Below are 25,552 nucleotides of genomic sequence, written 5' to 3'. Positions count from 1 at the left end.
ATAGGGTGCCTGGGTGACTGCGCCTCTGAGTTCCGACAGATCCCGTGCCGCGCTGCGGATATCCGCGCGCGTGTCCGGGGAGTTTCTGCTGGTGTTGGCCGGGCTGGCCGTGACCCTGTGGCTGCTGGGCCGGATGTGGTCGGTGGTGTGGCCGCTCGTGGTCGGACTGCTGCTGACCACGCTGACCTGGCCCGCGGCCCGGTTCCTGCGCCGCCGGGGGTGGCCGCCCGCGCTGGCCGCCTCAGTTGTGACCGTGCTGTTCCTGCTGGTCGCGGCCGGCGTGGTCGCGCTGATCGCCGTGCCGGTGGCGTCCCAGTCCGGGGAGCTGACCGACGGTGTCGTGGAGGGCATCCAGCGGCTGCGCGAGTGGGCCGCCGGGCCGCCGCTCAACATCGGCGACGCGCAGATCAACCAGGCCTTCGACAGTGCGGTTTCGCGCGCCCAGGAGGGCGTCGGCAGCATGGTGGGCGCGGTCGTCACGGGAGTGAGCACCGTGGTCAACGGTGTCGTCACCGCCGTCCTCGCGCTGTTCCTGATGTTCTTCTTCCTCAAGGACGGCCCGCGGTTCCTGCCGTGGCTGTCCCGTCAGCTGCCCGGCCGGCTCGCCACCGACGTGCCGGCCGTGTTCGAGCGGGGCTGGGCCACCCTGGGCTCCTTCGTACGGTCCCAGGCGGCCGTGGGCCTGCTCGACGCCGTGCTGATCGGCCTGGGCCTGTGGATCCTGGGCGTTCCGCTGGTGCTTCCGCTGGCCGTGCTGACCTTCGTCTCCGCGTTCGTGCCGATCATCGGCGCCCTGTTCGCCGGGTTCGTCGCGGTGCTCATCGCACTGGTCTCCAACGGCCTGACGGACGCGCTGATCGTGCTGGCGATCATCGTCGTGGTGCAGCAGCTGGAGGGCAACGTCTTCCAGCCCATGATCCAGAGCCGTGGCCTGGGCCTGCACGCGGCCGTCGTGCTGCTGGCGGTGACCCTGGGCGGCAGCCTGGCCGGCATCGTCGGCAGCCTGCTCGCCGTACCGATCGCCGCGCTGATCGCGGTGGTCTGGAACTACGTACGGGAGCAACTGGTCGTCCCGACGGACGACACGAGCACCGGCGAGCCGGACGCCGGCGTTGTCGTGCCGTCCTGAGGGGCGGGCAGCCGGGGGCCGGGGGCGGTAACCGGAGCCGGTGACCGGGCCGCGCACCCCGTGGCCCTGGCCCATGGCCCATCACCGGACCGGCCAGGCCCGTAGCCGGGAAGCCCGGACGCCCGGGAGCCCGGAAGCCCGGGAGCCCGGAAGCCGGGCGCGCGAACGGCCCCGTCCAGGTCGCGGGGCCGCTCCTCGCTTGCGAGTCTGCAGGCGAGAGGAGTGCCGCCCATGGTTCCTGCCGCCGCGTCACCCGTACGTCTGGAAGCGTCCCTCGATCCCCGGCTGTCCCGATGGCTGTGGCTGGTGAAGTGGCTGCTCGCCATCCCGCACTACATCGTGCTGTTCTTCCTGTGGATCGCCTTCGCCTTCGTGACCGTGATCGCGTTCTTCGCCGTCCTGTTCACCGCGCGCTACCCCCGTTCCCTCTTCGACTTCAGCGTCGGCGTGCTGCGCTGGAACTGGCGGGTCGGCTACTACGCGCACACCGCGCTCGGCACCGACCGGTACCCGCCGTTCACCCTCGCCGACGTGCCCGACTACCCGGCGCGCTTCGACGTCGTCTACCCGGAGCGGCTGTCGCGCGGACTGGTGCTGGTGAAGTGGTGGCTGCTGGCGATCCCCCAGTACATCGCCGTGGCGATCATCGCCGGTGGCGGCGGGGGCTGGGGCGGCGGGGACGACTGGCCGGGCGGCGGGCTGCTGCCGTATCTCTCCCTCGTGGCCGTGGTCATCCTGCTGTTCACCGCCCGCTACCCGCGGCACCTCTTCGACTTCCTGATCGGTCTGGCCCGCTGGACGGCGCGGGTGGCGGCCTACGCCACGCTGCTGACGGACCAGTACCCGCCGTTCCGGCTCGACATGGGCGGGCAGGAGCCCGCACCGGCCTCACCACCGGCTTCGCCGCCCGGCTCCCCGCTGACCAAGGCCTGACCCCGCAAAGGGAGCCATTCACAGCGGAAGCGTCTCCTGCCGCCCTACGCTCCGTCGCATGGTCCTGAGACGAGCGTCACAGCTGGTCATGGTCATCGCTCTGGCCTCCGCGGGGGCTGTCCAGGGCGGAGCGGGCACCGCACGGGCGGAGCAGGACCGCTCGGCGACCGGGCGGCAACTGCTGTTCTGCAACCACGCCCACGGCGTGCTCGACCGGGAGACCGCGGACGCCATCGAGCACTCCTCCTGTCTGCGGGACTTCGCCGCCTTCCAGGTCCGCACCACGACCGGCACCGGCGGGCAGACCTGGACCGGCCGCTGTCCGACGGGGCGCGAGACCTACCTGGAGTTGTTCGGGAGTACCGGCCCGAGCACTTCGCCGACCCGCGCGCCAGCTCCGAGCCCGCCTCCCACCCCGGTGACGTGGGCCGCGAGCGCTACCTGGCCGACTCCTACCGCGACCGCCTGATGCGGGAGGTGACCGGGATCCGGCTCGCGGTGACCGACACGGGACGTCGCCGGCACGGTGCCGTTGCCGAAGGCCGACGGTTTCGCGGTCCGGGCGCTGCCGGGCGGGGGCGTCGTCGCGGACGGCGGCGGCACGACGATCCGCTTCGACTCCGTGCCCGTGGAGCGGGTGAGCCTGGGGCAGGTCGAGATGTCGCTGAACCAGACGGTGTCGTACCGGCACGTGGAGCGGATCGGCCACTCGGCCCTCGTGGTCGGCCCGGGGTCACGCGCTGTGTGGACCTTCGAGGAGCAGGACCCGCCCGGCACAGCGGGCAGGGGTCCTGGGGTCAGAGGGACACCGCCCGGCCCAGCCTCTCCCCCAGGAACTCCTTCCACGTCCGCTTCCCGGCCTGCGCCCCGTCCAGCGTCAGGTTCGCCCCCGCCCGGTAGGCCCGCCCCGCCTTGCCGGGGATGCGCACCGGCAGCATCGGGCGGCGCCTGCCGAGCAGACCGAGGTAGGGACGGGCCAGGGCGGCGAGGTCGTGGACGTCCGGCCCGGTCAGGTCCGGGACCAGGCCGGACGGGGCGCCGAGCGCCAGTTCCGCGAGGCGCGCGGCGACCTCGCGCGCATCGACGGGCTGGAGCCGGAGGCCGCCCGGGACGGGGAACACCGGCAGCTTCGCCATCTTCTCGACCATGGTGAACGCGAGGTCGTGGAACTGGGCCGCGCGCAAGGTCGTCCACGGGATGCCCGAACCGGCGACGGCCCGCTCCGACTCCAGCTTCGTCCGCATCCATGCCAGCGGGACCCGGTCGGCGCCGATGACGGAGATGTAGAGCAGGTGGCGTACGCCGGCCCGGGATGCGGCGCGTACCAGCGTGCGGGTGGACTCGTCGTCGCCCTTGGGGCCGCCCGCCAGGTGCAGCACCGTCTCCACCCCGTCGACGGCGGCCTCGACGCCCTCGCCCTTCAGCAGGTCGCCGGTGACGTACGCGATGCCGTCCGTGGCGGGTCGGGCGTGCCGGGTGAGGATCCGCACGCCGTGGCCGGAGGCGCGCAGCAGCGGGACGACGTGGCCGCCCAGGGTGCCCGTGCCGCCGGTGACCAGGATCGGTGATGTCATGACTGCTCCCCAGCTCGTTCGCCGTGTGATGTCGCCTTTCGCCGGTATGACGTGCGGCGGCACGGCGATGTGACGCGCGAGGGTGCGGGGGACCCGGCGACGGCTCAGCCGCCGCTGCCGTAGGGCCTCGTGATGATCTCCAGGCGGTGTCCGTCGGGGTCGTCGAAGTAGGTCCCACGGCCGCCGTCGTTGTGGTTGATCTCGCCGGGACGGCTGTGGAACGGGTCCGCCCAGTACGTCAGACCGGCTTCCCGGATGCGGCCGAAGATCTCGTCGAACTCGTCCTCGGAGACGAGGAAGGCGTAGTGCTGCGGCGTGATGGCGCCGGGGCTGTCCATGAAGTCGAGGGTCACGCCGTTGGAGATCTCGACCGGGAGGAACGGGCCGTAGGGAGGACTCACGTCGAGCCCCAGGAGGTCGGCGAGGAACCGGGCCGAGGCGCGCTTGTCGTGGGCGGCGACGATGGTGTGGTTCAGCTGCACGGTCATGGTGGGCCTCCCCTGACGTACCTGGCGGACCCCCCTGGTGCACTCCCCTCACGTGTACCCCGCGCACTCCCCCACGTGTACCCCGCGTGCGCCCCGTCGTGCATCGCGAAACGCCCTGAGGGCCCCGGCACGCGGCCGGGGCCCTCAGAGGGTGCTGTCCAGCAGGTCGGCAGGTCAGCAGGTCAGCAGGTCGGCGGTCAGATCGTCGCCGTGTCGATCACGAACCGGTAGCGCACGTCGCTGCCCTGGACGCGCTCGTACGCCTCGTTGATCTGGTCACCGCGGATCAGCTCGATCTCGGCGCCGAGGCCGTGCTCGGCGCAGAAGTCCAGCATCTCCTGGGTTTCCGCGATGCCGCCGATCATGGAACCGGCGAGGGTCTTGCCGCCGCCGATCACCGAGAAGAGGTTGAGGGAGATCGGCTCCTCGGGGGCGCCGACGTTCGCCAGCGTGCCCTCGGTCTTCAGCAGCGACAGGTAGGCGTTGAAGTCCAGCGGGGCGGAGACCGTGGACACGATCAGGTCGAACGTGCCGGCCAGCTCCTCGAAGGTCTTCGGGTCGCTGGTGGCGTAGTAGTGGGCCGCGCCCAGTCGCAGGCCGTCCTCCTGCTTGCGCAGGGACTGCGACAGCACGGTCACCTCGGCACCGAGGGCGTTGGCGATCTTGACGCCCATGTGGCCGAGGCCGCCCAGGCCGACGATCGCGACCTTCTTGCCGGGGCCGGCGCCGAAGCGCTTGAGCGGGGAGTACAGGGTGATGCCGGCGCACAGCAGCGGGGCCGCGACGTCGAGCGACAGCCCGTCGGGGATGCGGACGACGAAGTTCTCGTCGACGACGACCTTCTGCGCGTAGCCGCCGTAGGTGGGCTCGCCGTCCTTGCCGATGCCGTTGTACGTGGGCACGTTGCCCTTGACGCAGTACTGCTCGCGCCCGGCCTTGCAGTTCTCGCACTCGCGGCAGGAGTCGACCATGCAGCCGACGCCGACGCGGTCGCCGACGGCGAACTTCGTGACGCCCGGGCCGACCTCGGTGACGACACCGGCTATCTCGTGGCCGGGGACCATCGGGAAGATCGCCTCGCCCCAGCCCTCCTGGGCCTGGTGGATGTCCGAGTGGCAGATGCCGGCGAACTTGATGTCGATCAGGACGTCGAACTCGCGGACCTCGCGGCGCTCGATGGTGGTGCGCTCCAGCGGAGCCTTGGGAGCGGGAGCGGCGTACGCAGCAACAGTGGTCATGCCGGGGGTTCTCCTAGCGGGGGTTGTGTGCCCGGCTGCCTTCTGGATCTTCTGACCGGGCACGATCACCAGCGTGCCCGATCCGCGAGCGTCCACCCAGACCACGCTTTTGCGTACGCACACGGTGCGTACCACTGGTGGGGTCAGGCTCGTGTGCGTACGACCGTGAATACTGGACGGCATGGACGAGCAGCCCGAACCCGCACGTACGGCCGGCGGCGGCCTGGACCGGCGCGCCGAGCTCAGCGAGTTCCTGCGCACCCGGCGGGCCCGGCTGAAGCCCGAGGACGTGGGGCTGCCCGACTTCGGGCGGCGCCGGGTGCCGGGGCTGCGCCGCGAGGAGCTGGCGCAGCTGGCCGGGGTCTCCGTGGCGTACTACACGCGGCTGGAGCAGGGCAACGGCCGCAACGTCTCGGCGGAGGTGCTGGACTCGATCGCGCACGCCCTGCGGCTGAGCGACGCCGAGCACGCGCACCTGATGCATCTGGCGAAGCCGAAGCAGCACAAGAAGAAGCCGGCGGCACGCAGCCAGCAGGTGCGGCCGGCGCTGCGGCATCTGCTGGACTCGATCGAGAGCGTCCCCGCGTACATCGTCGGACGCCGCTCCGACATCCTGGCCTGGAACCGCATGGCCTCGGCCCTCTTCGGCGACTGGGCCGAGGTGCCGGCCCAGGAGCGGAACTGGGCGCGGATGGTGTTCCTGCGCCCGGAGTACCGCGAGCTGTACCTGGAGTGGGAGCAGAAGGCGTCCGACATGGTCGGCTACCTGCGCATGGACGCGGGCTGCCACCCGGACGACCCGAGGCTGTCGGCCCTGGTGGGCGAGCTGTCGGTGAAGAGCGAGGACTTCCGCCGCCTGTGGGCCGCCCACGACGTCAAGGAGAAGAGTTACGGCGTCAAGCGCATGCGCCATCCCCTGGTCGGCGAGCTGGCCCTGTCCTTCGAGACGTTCCGCCTGGTAGACGAGAGCGAGCAGTCCCTGATCACGTACCACGCGGAACCGGGCACCCCGTCGGCGGAGGCCCTGCGCCTGCTGGCGAGCTGGGGGGCGGACGCGACCCGCTCCGGCACGAGGGCGTCGGCGCCGTCGGAGTAGGAGGAGTAGGAGGAATAGGAGGAGTCCTCCTCGTCTCAGTCGTCGACGCCGAGGTCCTCCCGCATCAGCCTGCGCATCGCGGACAGCCGCGGTTCGGCCTCCTTCAGGTCCAGGAGTGCTCCCTCGGCGCTCTCGCCGTCCCGGGCCACGCCGCGGTCGAGCCGTTTGACCGCCGCGTCGATGCCCGCGAGGACCTCGTTCACCGACCGTGAGGCCTCCAGGATCCGCTCCGGCACGATCATCTGCGCCTCGGCGTACCGGTCCCGGTAGTCGCGCCGGGTCTCTTCGAGCCGGCCGCGTTCGGCATCGCCGTAGACCCCGTCGCGGATGCGGTGCAGGGCGTCCTTCAGGAGCGTGTGGAACTGGCGCGAGGCCCTGTTCATCGCCGTGTACGCGTCTCTGCGCTCCTCGAACCGCCGTCGCCGCTCGTCGGCCCGGGTCTCCTCGTCCCGCTGCCGTGCGGAGAGCCGCTGGCCGAGTACCGGTGCGAAGAGCGTTCCGAGGACGCCCACGACGGCGGTGATCATGGCGGTCACTGCGGCGGTCATGCGAGGACCCTACTGACGCGGCAGGCCCGCCGGAAGCCGAGGCTTCCGACGGGCCGTCAACGCGCTTGCCCTAGGGCTTGGTCACTTGCCGTAGTACGCGTTGTAGATCGAGATCGTCGACTTGTTGCCCTTCTTGTCGGCGATCTTGGCGTGGAAGGAGATGCCCTTCCCCTTCGCCGGGTTCTTGACGCTCACCTTGCCGTCCTTGACGGTGAGCTTCTTCCAGGTCTTGCCGTAGTCGTACGACGCGTACACCGACAGCGACTTCAGGTTGCTGCCCTTGGCCGCGCCCTCGACGGTGACCGGGATCTTGACGGTCTTGTCGGCCGGGGCCTTGCTGTCCAGACCCGTGGCCGCGAGGAAGCGGGCCGTGGAGACGGGCAGCTTGGTGATGTCGCTGGTCTTCTTCGAGCGGAACGTCCAGCTGGCGTCGACGCGGGTGGAGGCCGCGGCGACCTTGACGCTGCGCTTGACCGACGTCGTCAGCTTGTACGCGGCGTCACCGGCCGGGACCTTGAACTGCTTGTCGCCGAACAGCGGGTCGTCGTTGCTGCCGACCTTGGTGCCGTTGCGGTAGAGGGTCGTGTCGACCGCGGAGAACTCCGAGTAGCCCACGTTGCCCTTGCCGTCGGCGAACAGCGGCAGGGAACCGTAGATCTCGTTGCCCTCACGGAAGACCCCGAAGTCGCCGCTCAGGCGCGGTCCGAAGACTGCCGTGTTGACGGTCTTCGAGTAGCTCTTGCCGGCGGCGAACTTGTGCGTGCCCATCGCGTAGGCGGCCTCGTCGACCGGGAACCCGTCGGCGTCGACACCGCCGGACTGGGCGAACTCCAGCTGCCACTTCACGCCGCCCTGCGCGGACAGGTGCAGGGTGCGGGTGCCGGGCAGGGTCTGCTGGATGCCGATCGAGGAGGCGCTGGAGCTCCACGGCATCCAGCCCACCGCGTTGACGGAGCCCTTCTTGCCGCTCGCCGACGCGCCGAGGCCGGCCTTCACCGTGGCGAGCTCGCTCGCCTTGTAGTGCTTGGTGAAACCGGTCGCGAGCTGCTTGACCGGGCCGCCGGCGATGACGTCGTACTCCTCCTTGCCGCCCTTGGACCAGTGGCCGTCCCACTGCTGGGTCACCGAACCGTCGGTGATCTGCGAACCGACGTGGGCGGTGCGGATGTCGGCGAAGGAGTCCAGCCACCAGCCGAAGCCGTAGCTGCCCTCACCGGCCTCCACGGTGTAGTCGGCGGAGGCGAACTCCGACTTGACGCCCGTGGCCGGGACGGTGATGTCCACCGGCTTGGCCTTGCGGGCGTCCAGCGTGACCGTCGTGTTCTTGGTGACGTTCAGCTTGGGCTGGGCCAGCCAGTCGACGCCCTCGAACTTCTCCGGGTCGTCGCCCGCGAAGATGTTCGTGTTCAGGACGTAGGTGCCCTTGGGGACACGGGCGGTGACCGTGCCGTCCTCGTCGTACGGCATGGACGACTTGCCCTTGTTCTTGCCCGTGATGCCGGTCAGGTCGGCGTTGTAGTTCTTCGCCGCCTTGCCGTCGCGGTCGAGGAACTTCAGCGTCACGTCGTACGACTCGACCTCGCGCTGCACCGCCGCCGCCGTGCGGACGGTCTGGCCGCCGCCCGTGGCCGTCACGTACGACGAGTACGCGCCGTCGACCGTGCCGCCCAGCTTGGTGTTGACGGTGAACGGCACGGAGGCCTTGCCGCCGGCCGGGACCGTCACCGAGGTGGCACCGAGCTTGAAGAAGCCGGCCGGGGCGGCCTGGCCCTTCGGGTTGGTGGCCGTCGACGCCAGCTTCAGCGTGACGTCCTTCGTACCGAGGTTGCGGTACGTCAGCTCCTTGGTGACCGGCTTGTCGTCGGTGTGGGGCCACTGCTGCACACCGAAGCTCACCGAGGCCGGCTCGGCGATCACGGACTGCTTGATGGCCTGGTCGACCTGGATCCGGCCCGAACCCTGCTCGAACGGGGTGTACTTGCCGCCCTTGGTGGAGCCGGTGAGGGCGCCCTTCAGCTCGGCGTACTTCCACTCCGGGTGCTGCTGCTTGAGGATCGCCGCCGCGCCCGCGACATGCGGGGTCGCCATCGACGTACCGGAGATCGTCATGTAGCCGGCGGGCTTCTCGCCGACCTCCTGGGCTATCTGGTTGCCCGGGGCGGAGGCCGCCGTGATGTCCACGCCGGGCGCGGTCACGTCGGGCTTGAGGGCGCCGTCCATGCCGGGGCCGCGGCTGGAGAAGTCGGCGAGCTTGTCCTTGTCGTCGACCGCGCCGACGGTGAGAGCCGCGGCGGCGCTGCCCGGGGAGCCGATGGTCTGCTCGCCGAAGTCGCCCTCGTTGCCGGCCGCGATGGCGAACAGGACGCCCTTCTCGTCGGACAGCTTGTTCACCGCCGCTTCCAGCGGGTCGATCGCGGGCGTGTCGCCGCCGCCCAGGCTCATGTTGATGACGTCGGCGCCCTCGGCGACGGCCCACTCCATGCCGGCGAGGATCTCGGAGTCGCTGCCGAATCCGCCGTCGTCGAGGACCTTGCCGTTGAGGATCTTCGCGCCGGGCGCGACACCCTTGTACTTGCCGCCGGACTTCTTGCCGGTGCCCGCCGCGATGGAGGCGACGTGCGTGCCGTGGCCGACCTTGTCGGTGGCGTCGGGCGAGGTGGTGAAGTTCTTGGCGCCGGCCACCTGACCCTTGAGGTCGTCGTGGGTGGCGTCCACACCGGTGTCCAGGACGGCGATCTTGGTGCCCTTGCCGTCGTAGCCGGCCGCCCACGCCTTCGGGGTGCCGATCTGGGGGACGGACTTGTCGAGGCTGGCCTTGCGGACGCCGTCGAGCCAGACGTGCGCGATACCGGAGGCGGTCTTCTCGCCGTTGGTGACCGCGTCCCACAGCTCGGGCGTCTCCGCCTGCGGCGTCTGCACCGCGTCCGCGTTCACGGACTTCAGCGTGTGGCGCAGGGTGCCGGCCTCACGGACGTCGGCCTTGGTGGACGCGGCGCTTCCCCGGTAGCCGACGATGACCTTCAGGCCCTTCTTCTGGGCCTTCCGGGTCGTGGACTTGTTCAGCTCGGTGACGTCGAAGAGCCGCTGGTCGAGCTTGCCGGTGGCGACCAGGCGGGCCGCGTCGACCGGGATGACAAGGGTGTGGCCGTCGACCTTGCGGATCTGGACGGGTACGTTCTCGCGGCCCTTGGCATGCTCCAGGCCGATGACACGGCCCTTGGCGTCCAGGACGACGCGGTCACCGGTGATCAGTGTGATGCGGTGCTTGGCGGTAAGGGACGCCGGCTTGGCGGACGCTGCCGCCTGCTCGCCGTTGGCCGACGCCGGGCTGGTCATACCCGCCGCCAGGGCCACGGCCGCCGCTGTGGCGACCGTGGCCGCGCACGCCCTTTTCACTTGTCTGCGCAAGTTTCCCCCTTGCAGAAGAACCGGGTGAATTCCCCGTTCACCCGGCCGGGGGTGGTCTCGTACGCATGCACGTACACCCCCCGGAATAGGCAGTATGCCGAGGGGTGATCAGGTGCTCAATAGATGAGATGAGGGTAAGAAATCCGTCGGCCGACTGTTACACGGCCGTCGGAACTCCGTTACAGGGCAGCGCGGTTACGCACGCGTGTTCTCGGTGACGCTGATCCGGCCCTCGCGGATCGTCGCCAGGCGCGGGGCCTTCCGCGCAATCGCCGAGTCGTGGGTGACCATGACGAAGGTGAGACCGAGTTCCTCCCACATGCGTTCGAGCACGTCCATGATCTCGTCGCGCATCGATTCGTCGAGATTTCCGGTGGGTTCGTCGGCGAGGAGCACCTTCGGCTGTTTGACGAGGGCCCGGGCTATGGCCACGCGTTGCTGCTGACCGCCGGACATCTCGCCGGGAAGATGCGCGCTGCGCTCGCCGAGGCCGACCGACTCCAGTGCCTCCGCGGCCTGTTCGCGTCGCTGTTTCGGCTTCACGCCGAGGGGGACGAGGGCCGTCTCCACGTTCTCCTGCGCGGTGAGCGTCGGGATGAGGTTGAAGGACTGGAAGACGAAGCCGATGCTCTCGCTCCGTACGCGGGTCAGTCTGGCCTCCGGCAGTGCGGCGAGGTCGGTGCCGTCCAGGACGACCTGGCCGGAGGTCGGGCGGTCGAGACCGCCGAGCATCTGCAGCAGCGTGGACTTGCCGCCGCCGGTGGGGCCCTGGATGACCAGCCGGTCGCCGTCGGGGATGGTCAGGTCTATGCCGTCCAGGGCTTGGACGGTGTCTTTGGAGCGGGTGTAGTGCTTGGTGACAGCTCTGAGTTCGTACATGGCGGGAGCTCCTGAATCGTTCTTCGCGTGCGGGTGCGTGAGGGCTTGTGGCGCAGTCGCCGCGCCCCTGAGGTCCGTGCTGGTGCCGTCGGCCCGAGGGGAACGCCTACTCCACCCGCCGCAGTGCGTCCGCCGGGCGCAGTCTGGAGGCCCGCCAGCCGCCGAAGGCCCCTGCGACCAGCCCGCCCGTCACCGCGAGGCCCACCGCGAGGGCGATGGTCGTCAGGCTGACCGGGGCGGTGAGGGCGACGTCGAGGGTCTTCCCCGCCGCCTCACGGCCCGGGCCGCCCCGAAAGCCCCCGAAGCCGCCACCACCGGCACCGCCTCCCCCGCCCAACTGTGCCTGGAGCGTGGGACTCACGGCCGTCACGGCGTATGCGCCCGCCAGCCCCAGCGCGATGCCCAGCGCACCGCCCACCAGGCCGTTGACCACCGCCTCGCCGACCACCTGCCGCGTCACCCGGCCCGACTTCCAGCCCAGTGCCTTGAGCGTGCCGAACTCGCGGACCCGGCGGGAGACCGCCGAAGAGGTCAGCAGCCCCGCCACCAGGAAAGCGGCGGCGAGCACCACGATCGACAGCCACTTGCCGACGCCCGCGGCGAGGGAGGAGGCCGTCGACAGGGAGCCGGAGACGGTGCCGGCGAGGTCGGCGGAGGTGGTGACCGTGGTGCCCGGAACGTCCTTCTGGATCTCCGACTTGACGCTGCCGATCCGCTGCGAGTCGGTGGCCTTGACGTAGATGGTGGTGACCTTGCCCTTGGCGCCGGCCAGGGTCTGCGCCTGCTTCAGCGGGACGTAGAGGTCGGCGGCCGCGTCCCCGCTGTCGGCCGTGGCGATGCCGACCACCTTGAAACCGGTGCCTTTGACGGTGACCGTGGAGCCGGTCTTGAGCTTCTTCTCCTTGGCGTACGCGGCATCCGCCACGGCGACCCTGGCGTCCGTCTCGCTCCTGGTGAACGAACGGCCGCTGGTGATCTTCGAGGAGGTCAGCGGGCCGAGGGCCGGCTTGGTGACGTCGGTGCCGTAGACGGAGTAGTTGTTGACGTCGAAGTCGGCGCCGCCGCCCTCGACCCGGCCCTGCGGTGAGGGCTGGGCCCCGCCCCGGCCGAAGCCCTGCCCGCCGCCGCCCTCACCCTGCTCGAACCGGCCCCGTGTGAACGCGCCGCTGACCTTGACGACCTGGAGGCTCAGGCCGCCCACCGCGTCCGCGACGCCGCTCTGCGCACCGACCCTGCCCACGGTCGAACCGGCCAGGGTCTGAAAGCCGCGCACCATGACACGGTCGCTGCTCTGTTCGCCGCCCGACCCGTCGTCCTGCGCGTCGAAGCGGAAGCGCGGCCGCTGCGCGTCGCTCCCGGCCGGTGCAACGGCCTTGGTGACGGTCATGTCCGTGCCCAGCCCGTACAGCGACTGGAGCACCTTGTCCTGCGCCCGGCCCATACCGGCGGACACGGAGGAGACGACGATGACCAGCGCGATGCCCAGCGCCAGTCCGGAGGCGACGACGAGGGCCGCTTTTCTGCGGCGGCGCAGCTCGCGCCTCAGATAGGTGAAGAACATGGCAGCAAGCTAGGGGCGGTCTGTGATGAGGACTTGAGCCGCGCATAAGAGGTGGATGAGAAGAGACGAAAAGGCCGCGGCCCACCCCTGGCGAGGGGTGGGCCGCGGCCTTTTCGTCAGCGAAGCCGGCGAACCGTCAGACCGCCGAGCCGGCCTTCCAGTCGGCCCAGTTCATGTTCCAGCCGTTGAGGCCGTTGTCCGGCGCGATGGTCTTGTCGCCGGTGTTCTCGACGACCACCACGTCACCGAGCATCGAGTTCTTGAAGAACCACGCACCCGGGGTGTTCGGGTCGTCGGCGCCCTTGGCGTCCTGCAGACCCACGCAGCCGTGGCTGGTGTTCACGCTGCCGAAGATGGACTTCGCGCCCCAGTAGTTGCCGTGGATGAACGTGCCGGAGCTGGAGAGGCGGATGGCGTGCGGCACGTCCTTGATGTCGTACTCGCCCTTGCCGTCGTCGTCCGTGAAGCCCACGGTCGCGCCGTTCATGCGCGTCTCCTTGAACTTCTCGGACATCACCATGATGCCCTCGTAGGTCTTGTTCTCGGGCGAGCCGGCGGAGATCGGGATCGTGCGGACGGTCTTGCCGTCCTGCGTGATCTTCATCTGCTTGGTCTTCGCGTCGACGTACGAGACCTGGTTGCGGCCGATCTTGAAGGTGACCGTCTTCTGCTGGACGCCGAAGACGCCCTCGGCTCCCTCGACGCCGTCGAGCGCGAGCTTCAGCGTGACGGTGGAGCCTTCCTTCCAGTAGTCCTCGGGCCGGCAGTCCATGCGGTTGGCGTTGAACCAGTGGCAGGCGACCTCCTGGCCGCCGGTCGTGCTGACCTTGATGCCCTTCTGGACCGCGGCCTTGTTGGTGATCGCCTTGTCGAAGTTGATCGAGACCGGCATGCCGACGCCGACGGTGGTGCCGTCGTCCGGCGTGAAGTTGCCGATGAAGCTGTTGGCCGGGGAGACCGTGGTGAACGAGGCGTTCTCGTGGGCGACGCGTCCGTCGGAGTCCTTCGCCTCGGCCGACAGCTTGTAGGTCGTGGACCGCTCCAGCTGGGTGGTGGGCTTCCAGCTGGTCTTGTCGGCGGATATCTGGCCGCTGACCTCCGCGCCCTCCGGCGTCGTCATCTTCACGTTCGTGAGCGTGCCCTTGCTCACGGTGACGGCGGCCGAGTTGTTGATGGAGGCGTTGTCGGAGCCGTCCTCGGGCGTGATCTTGATCTGGGCCTCGGAGGTCTTCTTCGCCGCGGCCTCGTCGACCTTCGACTGGGAGCTGTCGCCTCCGTCGCCCCCGGAGGCGCTGTCATCGCCTCCGGAACACGCCGAGAGCATCAGCACTCCGCCGAGCAGTGCGGACGCGACCGTCAGGCCCTTGCGCCGCTTGCTGACCGTCATCACACGCTTCTCCATCATTGCCGATTTCCCCAGAACCCCGAGTGTCCCCGTCACAACTGAGTGCCCCCGCCGCCACTCGTGAGTCCTCGTCCCGAACTTTCAACGCTACGACTGGTTCCTCCGGTTCCCCATGTCACGCAGGTGTGGGGATCACCACGTCCGTGACGGGCGGTGCCGGCGATACGGGTGGGGTCGGTGCGCCGTTTGAGACGCGAAGACCCGGGCGGCGGTTGCCGCTCGGGGTCACGATTTTCCCGGACGCTCAGCCGTCGCTGTCGTCGCCATCATCCTCGTCGAGGTCCCAGTCGGGCGAGTCGGGGTCGTAGTCGATCCGCTCGCAGCTCCAGGAGGCCTGTTGCAGCTCCACCCCCGGCACCTGGCTGACCAGGTCGAACGGGTCCACGAGGTAGGCCAGGGCCTCCGCGGTGTCTTCCGTCACAGCGCTCTCGGCGTGGGCCCGTTCCGAAGCCGGCATCTCTGCCTCGTCGGCGATCCGGCGCAGCGCCGACTTGGTGACCGCGTCCGCGTCGTCGACCTCGAGGACGACTTCCACCCGAAGCCGTACAAAACGTGATGTCTCTGGAGTGCTCATGGCGCGAGCGTACGTCCAGGTCCTCCCGTGACTTTCCCGTGACCCGCGACTTTCACTAACATCGCCCCACACGGCCAATTCGCCAGCGCCACAAGGGGATCGATATTCCGTGTCATCCGCTCGCCGATCGTTGCTGACCGCCACCGCCGCGGCGTCCCTGCTGGGCGCCCTGTGGTTCGTCCCGTCCGCCAACGCGACGTCGGACTCCCCGGTGAGAGACGCGGTCTCGGTGAGTCCGTCGCCGCAGGTCACAGAGCAGGCGCGGATCGCCGCCACGACCGCGGACGCCTCCGTCGGCGGCGCCCGCCTCGCCGACACCGGCAGCTTCGACAGCACGCCGTACGTGATCGGCGGGACCTTCTGCCTCACGCTGGGCGCCGGGTTCGTCGTGTACTCGGTGCGCCGGGAACGCCTCGGTTTCTGACAGCGGTTGACGCGGGGGCCCCGCCGGACGGCAGGGCCCCCGCCCGCCCTGACGGCAGGGCCCCCGCGGCCCTACTGGAGCGGCCCGGTGACCTTCTCGACCGCGGCCAGCAGCCGCCCGTCGCGCACGAACGCGTCCGCCGCGGCGAGGTCGGGCGCGAGGAACCGGTCCGGCCCGGGTCCCTGAACTCCCGCGTCCCGTACGGCGTCGATGACCGCCCGCGACGCGGGCGCCGGGGTCAGCCCCTCGCGCAACTCCACCGCGCGCGTGGCGGCGTAGAGCTCGATGGCGATCACCCGGGTGAGGTTGTCGACGGCCGTGCGCAGCTTGCGCGCCGCCGACCAGCCCATCGAGACGTGGTCCTCCTGCATCGCGGAGGACGGGATCGAGTCGGCCGACGCCGGTACGGCGAGCCGCTTCAGCTCGCTCACCAGCGCGGCCTGCGTGTACTGAGCGATCATCAGGCCCGAGTCCACACCGGCGTCGTCGGCGAGGAACGGCGGCAGGCCGTGGCTGCGGTTCTTGTCGAGCAGCCGGTCGGTGCGCCGCTCGGCGATGGAGCCGAGGTCGGCGGCGGCGATGGCGAGGAAGTCCAGGACGTAGGCGACGGGCGCCCCGTGGAAGTTGCCGTTGGACTCCACCCGCCCGTCGGGCAGCACGACGGGGTTGTCCACGGCGGCGGCCAGCTCGCGGTCGGCGACCAGCCGGGCGTGGGTCATGGTGTCCCGCCCGGCGCCGGCGACCTGCGGGGCGCAGCGCACCGAGTAGGCGTCCTGGACGCGCGGGGCGTCGTCCTGGTGGTGCCCGGTCAGGCCCGATCCCTTCAGCACGGCCAGCATGTTGGCGGCGCTGGCGGCCTGGCCCGGGTGCGGCCGGATGGCGTGCAGTTCCGGCGCGAGGACCTTGTCGGTGCCGAGCAGGCCCTCCAGGGACAGGGCGGCGGTGACGTCGGCGGACCGGTAGAGCGTCTCCAGGTCGGCCAGGGCCATCACCAGCATGCCGAGCATGCCGTCGGTGCCGTTGAGGAGGGCGAGGCCCTCCTTCTCGCGCAGTTCGACCGGCTGGATGCCGTGCGCGGCGAGGAGTTCGGCGGCCGGGCGCACGACACCGTCGGGGCCCTCGGCGTCGCCCTCGCCCATGAGCGCCAGCGCGCAGTGGGACAGCGGCGCGAGGTCGCCGGAGCAGCCGAGGGAGCCGTACTCGTGCACGACCGGGGTGATTCCGGCGTTGAGGAGGTCGGCCATGGTCTGCGCGACCTCGGGGCGTACGCCGGTGCGGCCGGAGCAGACGGTCTTCAGCCGCAGGAACATCAGGGCGCGCACGACTTCCCGCTCCACGGCCGGGCCCATCCCGGCGGCGTGCGAGCGGACGATGTTGCGCTGGAGCTGCGCGCGCAGCTCCGGGCTGATGTGCCGGGTCGCCAGGGCCCCGAAGCCGGTGCTCACGCCGTACACGGGTTCCGGCTTGGCCGCCAGCGCGTCCACGATCTCGCGGGCTGCGGCGAGGGCGGCCACGGCCTCCTCGGAGAGCTCGACGGGGGCGCCGCCGCGCGCCACGGCGAGCACGTCGGACGCGGTCACCCCGGACGTCCCCACCACCACAGTGTGCATATCCATATTCAGGAGCGTACGCAGTGAATTCGATGATGTCACCACTGGGGACGGCGTTCGCCCCTTACCGAATGCGTCACACCCCGGGCCGGGGTCAGGGCGCGTGCCGCCCCCGGAAGCGCCGGCGCTCACCGTCGGACTCCTGGGACGGCTCGTCCGCCAGCCGTACGACAGGGTCGTCGGGCCCGGCCCGCCCTGCCACCACCGGCCTGCTCGCCCGCTCGGCCTTGGCCCGGTACTGGGCGGCGTCGGCGAGCCGGAAGAGCCGCCGGGCCGAGCGCACGGGCCCGATCGGGTCCTCGGTGGAGGCGACCCCGCAGGCCACCCCGTCCCCGAGCTCCAACTCCGCGGCCCTGCGGCACAGTTCACCGGCCGCCTTGACGACCTGGTCGGCGGGCGGCCCGACCGCGAGCAGACAGAACTCGTCCCCGCCGAGCCGTGCGGCCAGCGCGCCCGGCAGCATGGCCCCGCACAGCGACAGCACCGACCCGAACCGCTCCAGGAGCCGGTCGCCGACGGCGTGCCCATGGGTGTCGTTGACCCGCTTGAGCCCGTTCAGATCGCAGACGACGAGACTCACGACGGCGCCGTCCCTGCGGTGCCGCTCGATCGCCCGCTCCAGACGTACGTCCACGGCACGGCGGTTGGCCAGCCCGGTGAGCGAGTCGGTGAAGGCCAGCCGCCGGGCTTCCTCCAGCCGCTCGGTCTGGGCGAGGCCGGCGGCCACGACGGAGGCCAGGACCGTGGCGAAGTCGGCGTCGCCCCGCCCGAAGACCGCCTCACCGGCCGGGCGGGCCACGTACAGCTCGCCCCAGGCCCGGCCGTGCAGCACGATGGGCGCGACCACGCAGCAGCCGCGGCCCCTGCGGCGCAGGGCGGCGACCCGCTGGTGGCAGTACCCGGACCGCCCGCCGGCGGCGGGCCCCTCGGCGGTCTCCACCCAGGCGTCCGGCTCCCCGCCGCCGGCCCACTGCTCGTGCAGGAACTCGGTGATCTCCGCGAACTGGTGCACCGGGTAGGCCTCGTCCTCGGGGAACTCCTCCTCACCCTCGGCCAGCTCGCCGACGTTCACGAGGACCCGCAGCCGCCCGAGCTCCCGCTCCCACACCGACAGCGCGGCGAAACTGCCGCCCAGCGCCCGGCACGCCCCGGCGGCCGCGGCACGCCACGCCTCACGCGACCCGTGTGCGGCCGCCATCCCCTGAGCCAACGCGACGACGGCCGCCAGCCGTCTGTCCTCACCCATCACTCCAGGCTAGGGAGTTTCCAGCCAGACTGACCTGTTTACGACGCGAACGGGGACGACTGGTCCCGCCCGGGCGCGCTCCGGCCCCTATTCCCCCGGCCACTGCGGCTTGCGCCGCTCGTTGAAGGCCGCGACGCCCTCCGCCCGGTCCCCCGAGAACGCCGTGGTCCGCCACGCCGCGTCCTCGACCTCCAGCCCGGCCCGCAGATCGAGGCCCTGCCCGAGCCGCAGCGCCCGCTTCGCCGCCCGCAGGCCCACCGGGGAGTTCCCGGCGATCCGGGCCGCCAGCGCCAGCGCCGCCTCCCGGTCCCGCCCCTCCTCCACCAGCTCATCGACCAACCCCAACTCGCCCGCCTCCGCGGCCTCCACCCGCCGCGCGGAGAAGATCAGCTCGGCAGCCCGGGCCGCCCCGACCCGCCGCGGCAGCAACTGTGTGCCCCCGCCCCCGGGGATCACCCCGACCGACACCTCCGGCAGCCCCACGACGGCCGTCCGGTCCGCCACGATCACGTCGCAGGCCAGCGCCAGCTCGAACCCGCCGCCGAGCGCGAACCCGTGCACCGCCGCCACCGTCGGCACCGGCAGCTCCAGCACCCCGGTGTACGCCCCCCGCGTCACCGGCCGCTGCCGCAGCAGATCCGCGTCGCTGAACGAGTTCCGCTCCTTCAGGTCGGCCCCGACACAGAACGCCCGCTCGTGCGTCGAGGTCAGGACGACGGCCCGCACCTCCCGGTCCTCCCCCAGCGCCGTACACGCCCCGGCGATGGAGCGCGCCATCTCCGTCGACACCGCGTTCATGGCCTTGGGCCGGTCGAGGACGAGCTCCGCGACGTGCCCCTGCTCATGCCGCCGCACCGCCACGAACTCCCCGAACCGTTCCTCACTCATGACACCCTCCGGTTAACGCGGGTTAACAAAGCCGACGCTCAGATCATCGCAGCCGCACCCCACCCGCGAAAGGGCGGACACCTCCGACCCCACGACCCCCGCCCACCCGTTCGAGTGACATCGCCGCAACCCCGGCCCAAACGCCCATGGCAGCGCATAGCGTGCGTCCCCCACGGCGCACAGGGGGCGCATGCGCATCGGGGAGGGACCGTGATGACGACGAACACGCCGACGAAACCGCACCAGGCCACCAGGACCGCCCCGGCACCCTGCCGGCGGGAGCCGCCCGCGCCCCACGAGCAGGCCCCGGCCGAAACCCCTCACGCCCGGGGCCGGCACCGCAAGCCCCGCCCCCGCAAGGTCCTGCTCGCCGCCGGCGGCCTCGCCCTCGCCGCGGGCGCCCTGAGCCTCCTGCGCCTGGCCTCCGGCCCGGGCCCCGACGCCCGCGCCGTCGAGGCCGGGCCCCGCCCGGAGCCCGTCACCACCGCGTCGCACGGCACCGCCGGCCCGGCCGCGACCTTCCCGGCGGCCCCTGACGCGAGCCCCTCGTCGCCCGGCGCCCCGGGCGGCCTCACCCCGTCACCGGCCGCCAAGGGCGCGCGGCCGTCCCCGTCCACCACGACCGGCACCCCGACGGCCTCCAAGGCAGCCGCCCCGGCGCCCACGACCATCCCCGACACACCGAACCGGCCGAACGCCCCCGCCCCCGCCCCGGCACCGACGACCCCGGACGGCGGCACCACGCGTCCGGCCCCGGCCCCGCCCGCACCGCCGAGCCGGACCACACCGACCCCGGCGCCCGAGCCCGAGGAGACGGAGAAACGGAACGACCCGGGCCTGTGCGTGCCGGTCATAGGCCTGTGCGTGGACTCACCGGCCGAGCGCCGCTGACGTCCCGGCCGGCAAGGGCACGCCCTCTCGCCGACGCCCGGTTACGGCGCGCTGTCCCGCCGCGTGAGCAGCCACGGCTCCACGACGCCCAGGCCACGCACCGGCCGCTGCCACATCGGCTGCAGCCCGAAGCGGTACACCGGGGGCTCCTCGCCCTCCTTCTCCGCCGCCGCGGCCTCCTCGGCCGCCTCCGCCTCCGAGGCCGGGGCGTCCTGCGTACGGATCAGCTCCTCGGCGAAGGCGGTGTCGACGAGGACGGCGTCCTTCGGAGCTATCGAGGTGAGCCGGGAGGCCAGGTTCACGGTCGTACCGAACACATCACCCATACGGGTGGTGACCGTGCCGAACGCCATGCCGACGCGCAGCTCCGGCATCGTCTCGTCGTGCGCCATGGTCTCGATCAGCCGCAGGGCGATCTCGGCGGCCGTGCCCGCGTCGTCGGCGGCGTAGAGCACCTCGTCGCCCAGGGTCTTGATCAGCCGCCCGCCGTTCGCGGCCACCAGGTCCGCGGCCGTGGTCTCGAAGGCCTCGACCAGCTCGCCGAGTTCCTCCTCCTCCATGCGGCGGGTGAGCCGCGTGAACCCGACCAGGTCGGCGAAGCCGACGGCGAGGCGCCGGTCGACCATCTCCTCGTCGTCGGCCGCCTGCACGACCCGTCCGGCCGAGGCGGCGAGCTGCCGGCGCCAGACGTAGACCAGGAACTCCTCCAGCTCGGGCAGGAGCAGCTCGACGATCGGGTACGTGACCTCGGTGCGGGTCATGCCCGGCTCGGGCGGCTCGGTCAGCCCCTCCAGGAAGGAGTCGATCTGCCACTCGGCGAGCCGCGCGGTGGTCTGGCCCGTGGACCGGGCCACCTGGACGGCCATCGCCTCGCTCAGCAGCCCCGCCTCGACCAGACCGGCGAGGCGCCGCAGGGCGAGGACGTCGGCCTCCGTGAGGGCCTTGGCCTGGCCTATGTCGGCAAAGCCCATGGCCCGCCAGAAGCGGGAGGCCAGTTCCATGGAGACACCGGCGCTGCGGGCCGCCTGAAACGGGGTGTAGCGGCGCTCGGCGCCCAGGATGAGCCCTTCGAGGCGCAGGGCGAGCGGATCCTCGCCGGAGTCGGCGCCCTGCGCGTCCTCGCCGGAACCCGAGTCGTCGACGGTCACGCGTGTTGCCCTTCCGATCTGTCACGGTCATGTATCGACCGGCCTCAACTCTACGGCAGGTGTGCGCCAGCTCACTCCGTTAGGTTGGGCCGGGGGGTGAGGTTCCCCGGGTTGTCCAGGGACCCGGCGTCTCTGCCGCTGTCCCCAAGGGGCTCCGCCCCCCGGGCCCCCGCTTCGGCCTGAACGGCCTCGTCCTCAATCGCCGGACGGGCTGGAAGCACCTGGCCCGCGCCCAGGGGGCGGCACGGATGGGCGCCGGGGGTACCCCCCGCTCGAAGAGCTTGGGGGAGGCACCCCGCTCCGCCGGGCCGCGGACCCATCCGGCCCCGGCTCACGCCGGCCTCAGGTGGACGATGTCCCCGGCACCGACCGGCTCCTGCACCCCCTCCTCCGTCGCCAGCACCAGTCGCCCGTCCCCGTCCAGAGCCACGGCCTCCCCCACGACCGACCGGTCCCCCGGCAGCTCCGCCCGCACGACTCGCCCGAGCGTCGCGCACCCCGCCGCATATGCCTCCTGCAACCCGCACGCGACCGCGTCACCCTCGGCGTCACGCCACTTGCCGTACCACTCCTCCAGTGAGCGCAGCACCCCCCGCAGCAGCGGATCCCGGTCCGTGCTCACGGCCCCGGCCAGGCCCAGCGACCCCGCCGTCGGCACCGGCAGTTCGTCGTCCTTGAGCGAGACGTTGATGCCGACCCCGATGACGACACCGTCGTCGCCGGCCCGCTCGGCCAGGATTCCGCCGGCCTTGCGCTCAGCGCCCCCCACCGTGACCAGCAGGTCGTTCGGCCACTTCAGGGCCGTGTCCACGCCGGCCGCCCGCGACAGACCCGTCGCCACCGCGACCCCCGTGAGCAGCGGCAGCCACCCCCACCGTGCGACCGGCACCTCGCTCGGCGTGAGCAGGACGGAGAAGAAGAGGCCGGAGCGGGGCGGCGCCGTCCACTGGCGGTCGAGGCGGCCGCGGCCCGCCGTCTGCTCCTCGGCGACCAGCACCGCGCCCTCGGTCACCTCGCCCTTCGCCGCCCGGGCCACCAGATCGGAGTTCGTGGAGCCGGTGCGCTGCACCACGTCCACCTCCGACCACAGCCCTCCCTGCCGCACCAGCCCCCGGCGCAGGGCGGTGACGTTGAGGGGCGGACGGTCCAGGTCGGACCAACGGCTTCCGTTCGGCTCTGATGCATCTCGCGGCGTCATGCAAGCCACCCTAGGTGTGGTAAACGCCGCACTGCCGATGTGGAGGCCCCCCACTACTCTACGGATGAGTAACCGTCCCCCCTTTTGAGCAGGCAGGGAGCCGCATCCCGATGTCCGAGCCGGAAGAGCAGCAGCAGCCCGACATTCACACGACCGCGGGCAAGCTCGCGGATCTGAAGCGACGCATCGAGGAAGCGACACACGCCGGCTCCGCACGCGCCGTCGAAAAGCAGCATGCCAAGGGCAAGCTGACGGCCCGTGAGCGGATCGAGCTCCTGCTCGACGAGGGCTCCTTCGTCGAGCTGGACGAGTTCGCCCGGCACCGCTCCACCAACTTCGGCCTCGACAAGAACCGCCCCTACGGCGACGGCGTCGTCACCGGGTACGGAACCGTCGACGGCCGTCCGGTCGCCGTGTTCTCGCAGGACTTCACCGTCTTCGGCGGGGCCCTCGGCGAGGTCTACGGGCAGAAGATCGTCAAGGTCATGGACTTCGCCCTGAAGACCGGCTGCCCGGTCATCGGCATCAACGACTCCGGCGGCGCCCGCATCCAGGAGGGTGTGGCCTCGCTCGGCGCGTACGGCGAGATCTTCCGCCGCAACACCCACGCCTCCGGCGTCATCCCGCAGATCAGCCTGGTGGTCGGGCCGTGCGCGGGGGGCGCGGTCTACTCCCCGGCCATCACCGACTTCACGGTCATGGTCGACCAGACCTCGCACATGTTCATCACCGGCCCCGACGTCATCAAGACCGTCACCGGCGAGGACGTGGGCTTCGAGGAGCTGGGCGGCGCCCGGACCCACAACGCGACCTCCGGAGTCGCCCACCACATGGCGGGCGACGAGAAGGACGCCATCGAGTACATCAAGCAGCTGCTGTCCTACCTGCCGTCCAACAACCTCTCCGAGGCACCGGCCTTCCCGGAGGAGGCCGACCTGGAGGTCAGCGACGAGGACCGCGAGCTGGACGTGATCGTCCCGGACAGCGCCAACCAGCCGTACGACATGCACGCGGTGATCGAGCACGTCCTGGACGACGCAGAGTTCTTCGAGACGCAGCCGCTGTACGCGCCGAACATCGTCACCGGCTTCGGCCGCGTCGAGGGCCACCCGGTGGGCATCGTCGCCAACCAGCCGATGCAGTTCGCCGGCTGCCTGGACATCAAGGCCAGCGAGAAGGCCGCCCGCTTCGTGCGGACCTGCGACGCCTTCAACGTCCCCGTCATCACCTTCGTCGACGTCCCCGGCTTCCTGCCCGGCGTCGACCAGGAGCACGACGGCATCATCCGCCGCGGCGCGAAGCTGATCTACGCCTACGCCGAGGCGACCGTCCCGCTCATCACGATCATCACCCGCAAGGCGTTCGGCGGCGCCTACGACGTCATGGGCTCCAAGCACCTGGGCGCCGACCTCAACCTCGCCTGGCCCACCGCCCAGATCGCCGTCATGGGCGCCCAGGGCGCGGTCAACATCCTGCACCGCCGCACCATCGCGGAGGCCGAGGCGAAGGGCGAGGATCTGGAGGCGGTCCGGGCGCGGCTGATCCGGGAGTACGAGGACGCCCTCCTCAACCCCTACGTCGCGGCCGAGCGCGGCTACATCGACGCCGTGATCATGCCGTCCGAAACCCGCCGTCACGTCGTACGCGGCCTGCGTCAACTGCGTACCAAGCGGGAATCCCTGCCTCCGAAGAAGCACGGCAACATCCCCCTCTAGTCCGCAGCGAGCCCAGGAGGCCCACATGACGATCAAGGTCGTACGGGGCAACCCGACCCCGGAGGAGCTGGCCGCCGCCCTGGCGGTGGTCAGGGCGCGCGCCGCGGCGGCGGCAACCGCCCCGCCCGGCGCGCCGGCGTCCCGCGATTCCTGGTCCGACCCGTCCCGCATCGCGTCCCACCGCCTGCCCCAGCCCGGGCCGGCGGCGTGGGGCCGCACCTACTGGCCGGGCTAGAGCTCTCGCCCCCAGGTGCGGGCGCGGGGAACCGCGCACGGCGGAACAACGCGGGGCGCCGATTTGAGTACCCCTACTCAGGCGCCCCGCCCTGCCAGGCCGCACGCTGGACTCATGCTGTGGTCCGACCCCGAGAACGAACCGCCGAAGGAACTCCGCGACATGCAGGACATGCTCCGGCGGCTGGGCGTTCTCATGGCGTTGGCCATGTTCGTGGCCATGCTGGTGATCGGCGTGAGGTGAACCGGCCTCACCCGTGTGACTAACCTGACCGCATGACTGCTCAGCGCCGCAGGCGACTCGTCCTCGCCTCCCAGTCCCCCGCCCGGCTCGGACTGCTCCGCCAGGCCGGCCTCGCCCCCGAGGTGATCGTGAGCGGCGTCGATGAGGACGCCGTCACCGCCCCCACCCCGGCCGAGCTGGCGCTCGCCCTGGCCGAGGCGAAGGCGTCCGTCGTGGCGGCCCGGCCGGAGGTCAAGGGCGCGCTCGTGATCGGCTGCGACTCGGTGCTCGACCTGGACGGCCAGGCCCTCGGCAAGCCCGCGGACGCCGAGGAGGCCACCGCCCGCTGGAAGTCGATGCGCGGCCGCGCCGGCACCCTCCAGACCGGCCACTGCGTCTACGACACGCTCACCGGCCGCTACGTCTCCGCCACCGCGTCCACGGTCGTCCACTTCGGCGACCCCTCCGACGAGGAGATCGCCGCCTACGTCGCCTCGGGCGAACCCCTCTACGTCGCCGGGGCGTTCACCCTGGACGGCCGCTCGGCCCCGTTCATCGACGGCATCGACGGCGACCACGGCAACGTCATCGGCATCAGCCTGCCGCTCCTGCGCCGGCTCCTCGCCGAACTGGGCGTCGGCATCACGGAGTTGTGGGCGCCGGCGGAGAAGTGACCGGAGGCCCGTCGCCGCTCTTCCCGCCTCCGGGCGCGGCGTCGGCGGGCTCGGCCGGACGGTCGTACGTCATCAGCAGCAGCACGATCAGGGCGAGCACCAGCACCATGAACAGGAACGCCGTCCAGCCGACGAGACCCCAGGTGAACGCGCCCAGCAGGGCGTGCACGACCGCGGCACTGATCAGCAGTACGCGTCCGAGGCCGGCCGGAGGCCGGTCCCGCAGCGCCACGAGCAGGGCGACCAGGCCGCACAGCGCGAAGTAGAGGCCGAAGGCGATCCCGCCGATCTTCGACGACACCGACATCATGTGCGGGTCCAGCCCGGCCAGCGACATGTCCTGCCGGTCGACGACGACCCCCAGGAACCAGTTGAGCGCGGCGACTCCGAACGCCTCGGCGAACAGCACCACCGCCACGACCCACGCCACCGGCCTGCGTATCACCGGGCCCACCCTCTTCCCTTTGA

26 protein-coding genes are annotated in these 25,552 nt (G+C 71.4%); 11 read left to right on the top strand and 15 right to left on the bottom strand.

What is annotated here, in order from left to right; translation table 11 throughout:
* Window positions 1–13 precede the first annotated feature (13 nt).
* From RFN52_RS25630 to RFN52_RS40300, 4 genes are all read left to right on the top strand, one after another.
* Window positions 14–1,129: an AI-2E family transporter gene (locus RFN52_RS25630; RefSeq protein ID WP_184849370.1), complete on the top strand. Its 1,116-nt coding sequence runs from the start codon at window positions 14–16 to the stop codon at window positions 1,127–1,129.
* A 231-nt stretch (window positions 1,130–1,360) separates the two neighbouring features.
* Window positions 1,361–2,062 carry a DUF4389 domain-containing protein gene (locus tag RFN52_RS25625; RefSeq protein ID WP_184849368.1) on the top strand — a complete coding sequence of 234 codons (702 nt, stop codon included), beginning with the start codon at window positions 1,361–1,363 and terminating at the stop codon, window positions 2,060–2,062.
* A gap of 58 nt (window positions 2,063–2,120) precedes the next feature.
* On the top strand, window positions 2,121–2,531 hold the full coding sequence (locus RFN52_RS40305) for a DUF5829 family protein (protein ID WP_508162253.1): 411 nt from the start codon (window positions 2,121–2,123) through the stop codon (window positions 2,529–2,531).
* On the top strand, window positions 2,486–2,962 hold the full coding sequence (locus RFN52_RS40300) for a hypothetical protein (protein ID WP_508162251.1): 477 nt from the start codon (window positions 2,486–2,488) through the stop codon (window positions 2,960–2,962). The genes RFN52_RS40305 and RFN52_RS40300 overlap by 46 nt, the downstream gene beginning before the upstream one ends.
* Here RFN52_RS40300 and RFN52_RS25615 read toward each other — a convergent pair.
* The 3 genes from RFN52_RS25615 to RFN52_RS25605 form a co-directional block, all read right to left on the bottom strand.
* Window positions 2,860–3,636: an SDR family oxidoreductase gene (locus RFN52_RS25615; protein WP_184849366.1), complete on the bottom strand. Its 777-nt coding sequence runs from the start codon at window positions 3,634–3,636 to the stop codon at window positions 2,860–2,862. The genes RFN52_RS40300 and RFN52_RS25615 overlap by 103 nt on opposite strands.
* A 104-nt stretch (window positions 3,637–3,740) precedes the next feature.
* On the bottom strand, window positions 3,741–4,124 hold the full coding sequence (locus RFN52_RS25610) for a VOC family protein (protein WP_184849364.1): 384 nt from the start codon (window positions 4,122–4,124) through the stop codon (window positions 3,741–3,743).
* A gap of 197 nt (window positions 4,125–4,321) precedes the next feature.
* Window positions 4,322–5,362: an NAD(P)-dependent alcohol dehydrogenase gene (locus RFN52_RS25605; RefSeq protein ID WP_184849362.1), complete on the bottom strand. Its 1,041-nt coding sequence runs from the start codon at window positions 5,360–5,362 to the stop codon at window positions 4,322–4,324.
* A gap of 181 nt (window positions 5,363–5,543) precedes the next feature.
* Between RFN52_RS25605 and RFN52_RS25600 the strand changes: the two genes are divergently transcribed.
* Window positions 5,544–6,458, top strand: coding sequence for a helix-turn-helix domain-containing protein (locus tag RFN52_RS25600; RefSeq protein WP_184849360.1), 915 nt, complete (start codon window positions 5,544–5,546; stop codon window positions 6,456–6,458).
* 35 nt (window positions 6,459–6,493) lie between these two features.
* On the opposite strand, the gene RFN52_RS25595 is transcribed toward RFN52_RS25600, so the two are convergent.
* The 6 genes from RFN52_RS25595 to RFN52_RS25570 all read right to left on the bottom strand — a co-directional run bounded on the left by RFN52_RS25595 (window position 6,494) and on the right by RFN52_RS25570 (window position 14,833).
* Window positions 6,494–7,006, bottom strand: coding sequence for a hypothetical protein (locus tag RFN52_RS25595; protein ID WP_184849358.1), 513 nt, complete (start codon window positions 7,004–7,006; stop codon window positions 6,494–6,496).
* Between the two features lie 81 nt (window positions 7,007–7,087).
* Entirely contained in the window at window positions 7,088–10,342 is a 3,255-nt protein-coding gene (locus tag RFN52_RS25590) for a S8 family serine peptidase (protein ID WP_374050221.1), read from the bottom strand.
* Between the two features lie 267 nt (window positions 10,343–10,609).
* Entirely contained in the window at window positions 10,610–11,293 is a 684-nt protein-coding gene (locus RFN52_RS25585) for an ABC transporter ATP-binding protein (RefSeq protein WP_184849357.1), read from the bottom strand.
* Window positions 11,294–11,399: 106 nt separating this feature from the next.
* Window positions 11,400–12,854 carry an ABC transporter permease gene (locus RFN52_RS25580; protein WP_184849354.1) on the bottom strand — a complete coding sequence of 485 codons (1,455 nt, stop codon included), beginning with the start codon at window positions 12,852–12,854 and terminating at the stop codon, window positions 11,400–11,402.
* 136 nt (window positions 12,855–12,990) lie between these two features.
* The gene (locus RFN52_RS25575; protein WP_229856531.1) at window positions 12,991–14,256 is read right to left on the bottom strand and encodes a L,D-transpeptidase; all 1,266 of its coding nucleotides are present in this window, start codon (window positions 14,254–14,256) and stop codon (window positions 12,991–12,993) included.
* A gap of 247 nt (window positions 14,257–14,503) precedes the next feature.
* Window positions 14,504–14,833: a hypothetical protein gene (locus tag RFN52_RS25570; RefSeq protein ID WP_184849352.1), complete on the bottom strand. Its 330-nt coding sequence runs from the start codon at window positions 14,831–14,833 to the stop codon at window positions 14,504–14,506.
* Window positions 14,834–14,942: 109 nt separating this feature from the next.
* Here RFN52_RS25570 and RFN52_RS25565 point away from each other — a divergent pair, with 109 nt between their 5' ends.
* A complete protein-coding gene (locus RFN52_RS25565; protein ID WP_184849350.1) occupies window positions 14,943–15,257 on the top strand; it encodes a hypothetical protein in 315 nt (104 codons plus the stop codon).
* Window positions 15,258–15,328: 71 nt separating this feature from the next.
* Here RFN52_RS25565 and hutH read toward each other — a convergent pair whose 3' ends face one another.
* The 3 genes from hutH to RFN52_RS25550 form a co-directional block, all read right to left on the bottom strand.
* Window positions 15,329–16,867: a histidine ammonia-lyase gene (gene hutH / locus RFN52_RS25560; RefSeq protein ID WP_184854033.1), complete on the bottom strand. Its 1,539-nt coding sequence runs from the start codon at window positions 16,865–16,867 to the stop codon at window positions 15,329–15,331.
* Window positions 16,868–16,961: 94 nt separating this feature from the next.
* Complete coding sequence (locus tag RFN52_RS25555) at window positions 16,962–18,113, bottom strand: GGDEF domain-containing protein (protein WP_184849348.1); 1,152 nt, start codon at window positions 18,111–18,113, stop codon at window positions 16,962–16,964.
* Between the two features lie 87 nt (window positions 18,114–18,200).
* Window positions 18,201–19,001: an enoyl-CoA hydratase/isomerase family protein gene (locus RFN52_RS25550; protein ID WP_184849347.1), complete on the bottom strand. Its 801-nt coding sequence runs from the start codon at window positions 18,999–19,001 to the stop codon at window positions 18,201–18,203.
* Between the two features lie 213 nt (window positions 19,002–19,214).
* On the opposite strand from RFN52_RS25550, the gene RFN52_RS25545 reads away from it, so the two are divergent.
* Window positions 19,215–19,892: a hypothetical protein gene (locus RFN52_RS25545; RefSeq protein ID WP_229856434.1), complete on the top strand. Its 678-nt coding sequence runs from the start codon at window positions 19,215–19,217 to the stop codon at window positions 19,890–19,892.
* Between the two features lie 41 nt (window positions 19,893–19,933).
* Here the strand turns inward: RFN52_RS25545 and RFN52_RS25540 are convergent, their stop codons facing one another.
* The gene (locus RFN52_RS25540; protein WP_184849345.1) at window positions 19,934–21,040 is read right to left on the bottom strand and encodes an adenylate/guanylate cyclase domain-containing protein; all 1,107 of its coding nucleotides are present in this window, start codon (window positions 21,038–21,040) and stop codon (window positions 19,934–19,936) included.
* Between the two features lie 331 nt (window positions 21,041–21,371).
* The gene (locus RFN52_RS25535) at window positions 21,372–22,238 is read right to left on the bottom strand and encodes a biotin--[acetyl-CoA-carboxylase] ligase (RefSeq protein WP_184849343.1); all 867 of its coding nucleotides are present in this window, start codon (window positions 22,236–22,238) and stop codon (window positions 21,372–21,374) included.
* Between the two features lie 110 nt (window positions 22,239–22,348).
* Between RFN52_RS25535 and RFN52_RS25530 the strand changes: the two genes are divergently transcribed.
* The 4 genes from RFN52_RS25530 (at window position 22,349) to RFN52_RS25515 (ending at window position 25,084) form a co-directional block, all read left to right on the top strand.
* Window positions 22,349–23,953 carry an acyl-CoA carboxylase subunit beta gene (locus RFN52_RS25530; protein ID WP_184849341.1) on the top strand — a complete coding sequence of 535 codons (1,605 nt, stop codon included), beginning with the start codon at window positions 22,349–22,351 and terminating at the stop codon, window positions 23,951–23,953.
* Between the two features lie 25 nt (window positions 23,954–23,978).
* Window positions 23,979–24,188, top strand: coding sequence for an acyl-CoA carboxylase epsilon subunit (locus RFN52_RS25525; RefSeq protein ID WP_184849339.1), 210 nt, complete (start codon window positions 23,979–23,981; stop codon window positions 24,186–24,188).
* Between the two features lie 114 nt (window positions 24,189–24,302).
* Window positions 24,303–24,431 (top strand): morphogenic membrane protein MmpB, encoded by a 129-nt coding sequence (gene mmpB, locus RFN52_RS25520; protein WP_255961279.1) that lies wholly within the window; start codon window positions 24,303–24,305, stop codon window positions 24,429–24,431.
* Between the two features lie 32 nt (window positions 24,432–24,463).
* The gene (locus RFN52_RS25515) at window positions 24,464–25,084 is read left to right on the top strand and encodes a Maf family protein (RefSeq protein ID WP_184849337.1); all 621 of its coding nucleotides are present in this window, start codon (window positions 24,464–24,466) and stop codon (window positions 25,082–25,084) included.
* Here the strand turns inward: RFN52_RS25515 and RFN52_RS25510 are convergent.
* On the bottom strand, window positions 25,053–25,529 hold the full coding sequence (locus RFN52_RS25510) for a hypothetical protein (RefSeq protein ID WP_184849335.1): 477 nt from the start codon (window positions 25,527–25,529) through the stop codon (window positions 25,053–25,055). The genes RFN52_RS25515 and RFN52_RS25510 overlap by 32 nt on opposite strands.
* Window positions 25,530–25,552 lie beyond the last annotated feature (23 nt).

Origin of the sequence: Streptomyces collinus (assembly GCF_031348265.1) — a bacterium.
Classification (GTDB): domain Bacteria; phylum Actinomycetota; class Actinomycetes; order Streptomycetales; family Streptomycetaceae; genus Streptomyces; species Streptomyces collinus.
This window is presented reverse-complemented; position numbering and strand designations above follow the sequence as displayed.

Excerpts from the sequence above, each read along its gene's own strand:
- RFN52_RS25625 (WP_184849368.1), top strand. The coding sequence starts at position 1,361 with ATGGTTCCTGCCGCCGCGTCACCCGTACGTCTGGAAGCGTCCCTCGAT.
- RFN52_RS40305 (WP_508162253.1), top strand. The coding sequence starts at position 2,121 with ATGGTCCTGAGACGAGCGTCACAGCTGGTCATGGTCATCGCTCTGGCC.
- RFN52_RS25615 (WP_184849366.1), bottom strand. The coding sequence starts at position 3,636 with ATGACATCACCGATCCTGGTCACCGGCGGCACGGGCACCCTGGGCGGC.
- RFN52_RS25610 (WP_184849364.1), bottom strand. The coding sequence starts at position 4,124 with ATGACCGTGCAGCTGAACCACACCATCGTCGCCGCCCACGACAAGCGC.
- RFN52_RS25605 (WP_184849362.1), bottom strand. The coding sequence starts at position 5,362 with ATGACCACTGTTGCTGCGTACGCCGCTCCCGCTCCCAAGGCTCCGCTG.
- RFN52_RS25600 (WP_184849360.1), top strand. The coding sequence starts at position 5,544 with ATGGACGAGCAGCCCGAACCCGCACGTACGGCCGGCGGCGGCCTGGAC.
- RFN52_RS25595 (WP_184849358.1), bottom strand. The coding sequence starts at position 7,006 with ATGACCGCCGCAGTGACCGCCATGATCACCGCCGTCGTGGGCGTCCTC.
- RFN52_RS25590 (WP_374050221.1), bottom strand. The coding sequence starts at position 10,342 with ATGACCAGCCCGGCGTCGGCCAACGGCGAGCAGGCGGCAGCGTCCGCC.
- RFN52_RS25585 (WP_184849357.1), bottom strand. The coding sequence starts at position 11,293 with ATGTACGAACTCAGAGCTGTCACCAAGCACTACACCCGCTCCAAAGAC.
- RFN52_RS25580 (WP_184849354.1), bottom strand. The coding sequence starts at position 12,854 with ATGTTCTTCACCTATCTGAGGCGCGAGCTGCGCCGCCGCAGAAAAGCG.
- RFN52_RS25575 (WP_229856531.1), bottom strand. The coding sequence starts at position 14,256 with ATGGAGAAGCGTGTGATGACGGTCAGCAAGCGGCGCAAGGGCCTGACG.
- RFN52_RS25570 (WP_184849352.1), bottom strand. The coding sequence starts at position 14,833 with ATGAGCACTCCAGAGACATCACGTTTTGTACGGCTTCGGGTGGAAGTC.
- hutH (WP_184854033.1), bottom strand. The coding sequence starts at position 16,867 with ATGCACACTGTGGTGGTGGGGACGTCCGGGGTGACCGCGTCCGACGTG.
- RFN52_RS25555 (WP_184849348.1), bottom strand. The coding sequence starts at position 18,113 with ATGGGTGAGGACAGACGGCTGGCGGCCGTCGTCGCGTTGGCTCAGGGG.
- RFN52_RS25550 (WP_184849347.1), bottom strand. The coding sequence starts at position 19,001 with ATGAGTGAGGAACGGTTCGGGGAGTTCGTGGCGGTGCGGCGGCATGAG.
- RFN52_RS25545 (WP_229856434.1), top strand. The coding sequence starts at position 19,215 with ATGACGACGAACACGCCGACGAAACCGCACCAGGCCACCAGGACCGCC.
- RFN52_RS25535 (WP_184849343.1), bottom strand. The coding sequence starts at position 22,238 with ATGACGCCGCGAGATGCATCAGAGCCGAACGGAAGCCGTTGGTCCGAC.
- RFN52_RS25530 (WP_184849341.1), top strand. The coding sequence starts at position 22,349 with ATGTCCGAGCCGGAAGAGCAGCAGCAGCCCGACATTCACACGACCGCG.
- RFN52_RS25525 (WP_184849339.1), top strand. The coding sequence starts at position 23,979 with ATGACGATCAAGGTCGTACGGGGCAACCCGACCCCGGAGGAGCTGGCC.
- mmpB (WP_255961279.1), top strand. The coding sequence starts at position 24,303 with ATGCTGTGGTCCGACCCCGAGAACGAACCGCCGAAGGAACTCCGCGAC.
- RFN52_RS25515 (WP_184849337.1), top strand. The coding sequence starts at position 24,464 with ATGACTGCTCAGCGCCGCAGGCGACTCGTCCTCGCCTCCCAGTCCCCC.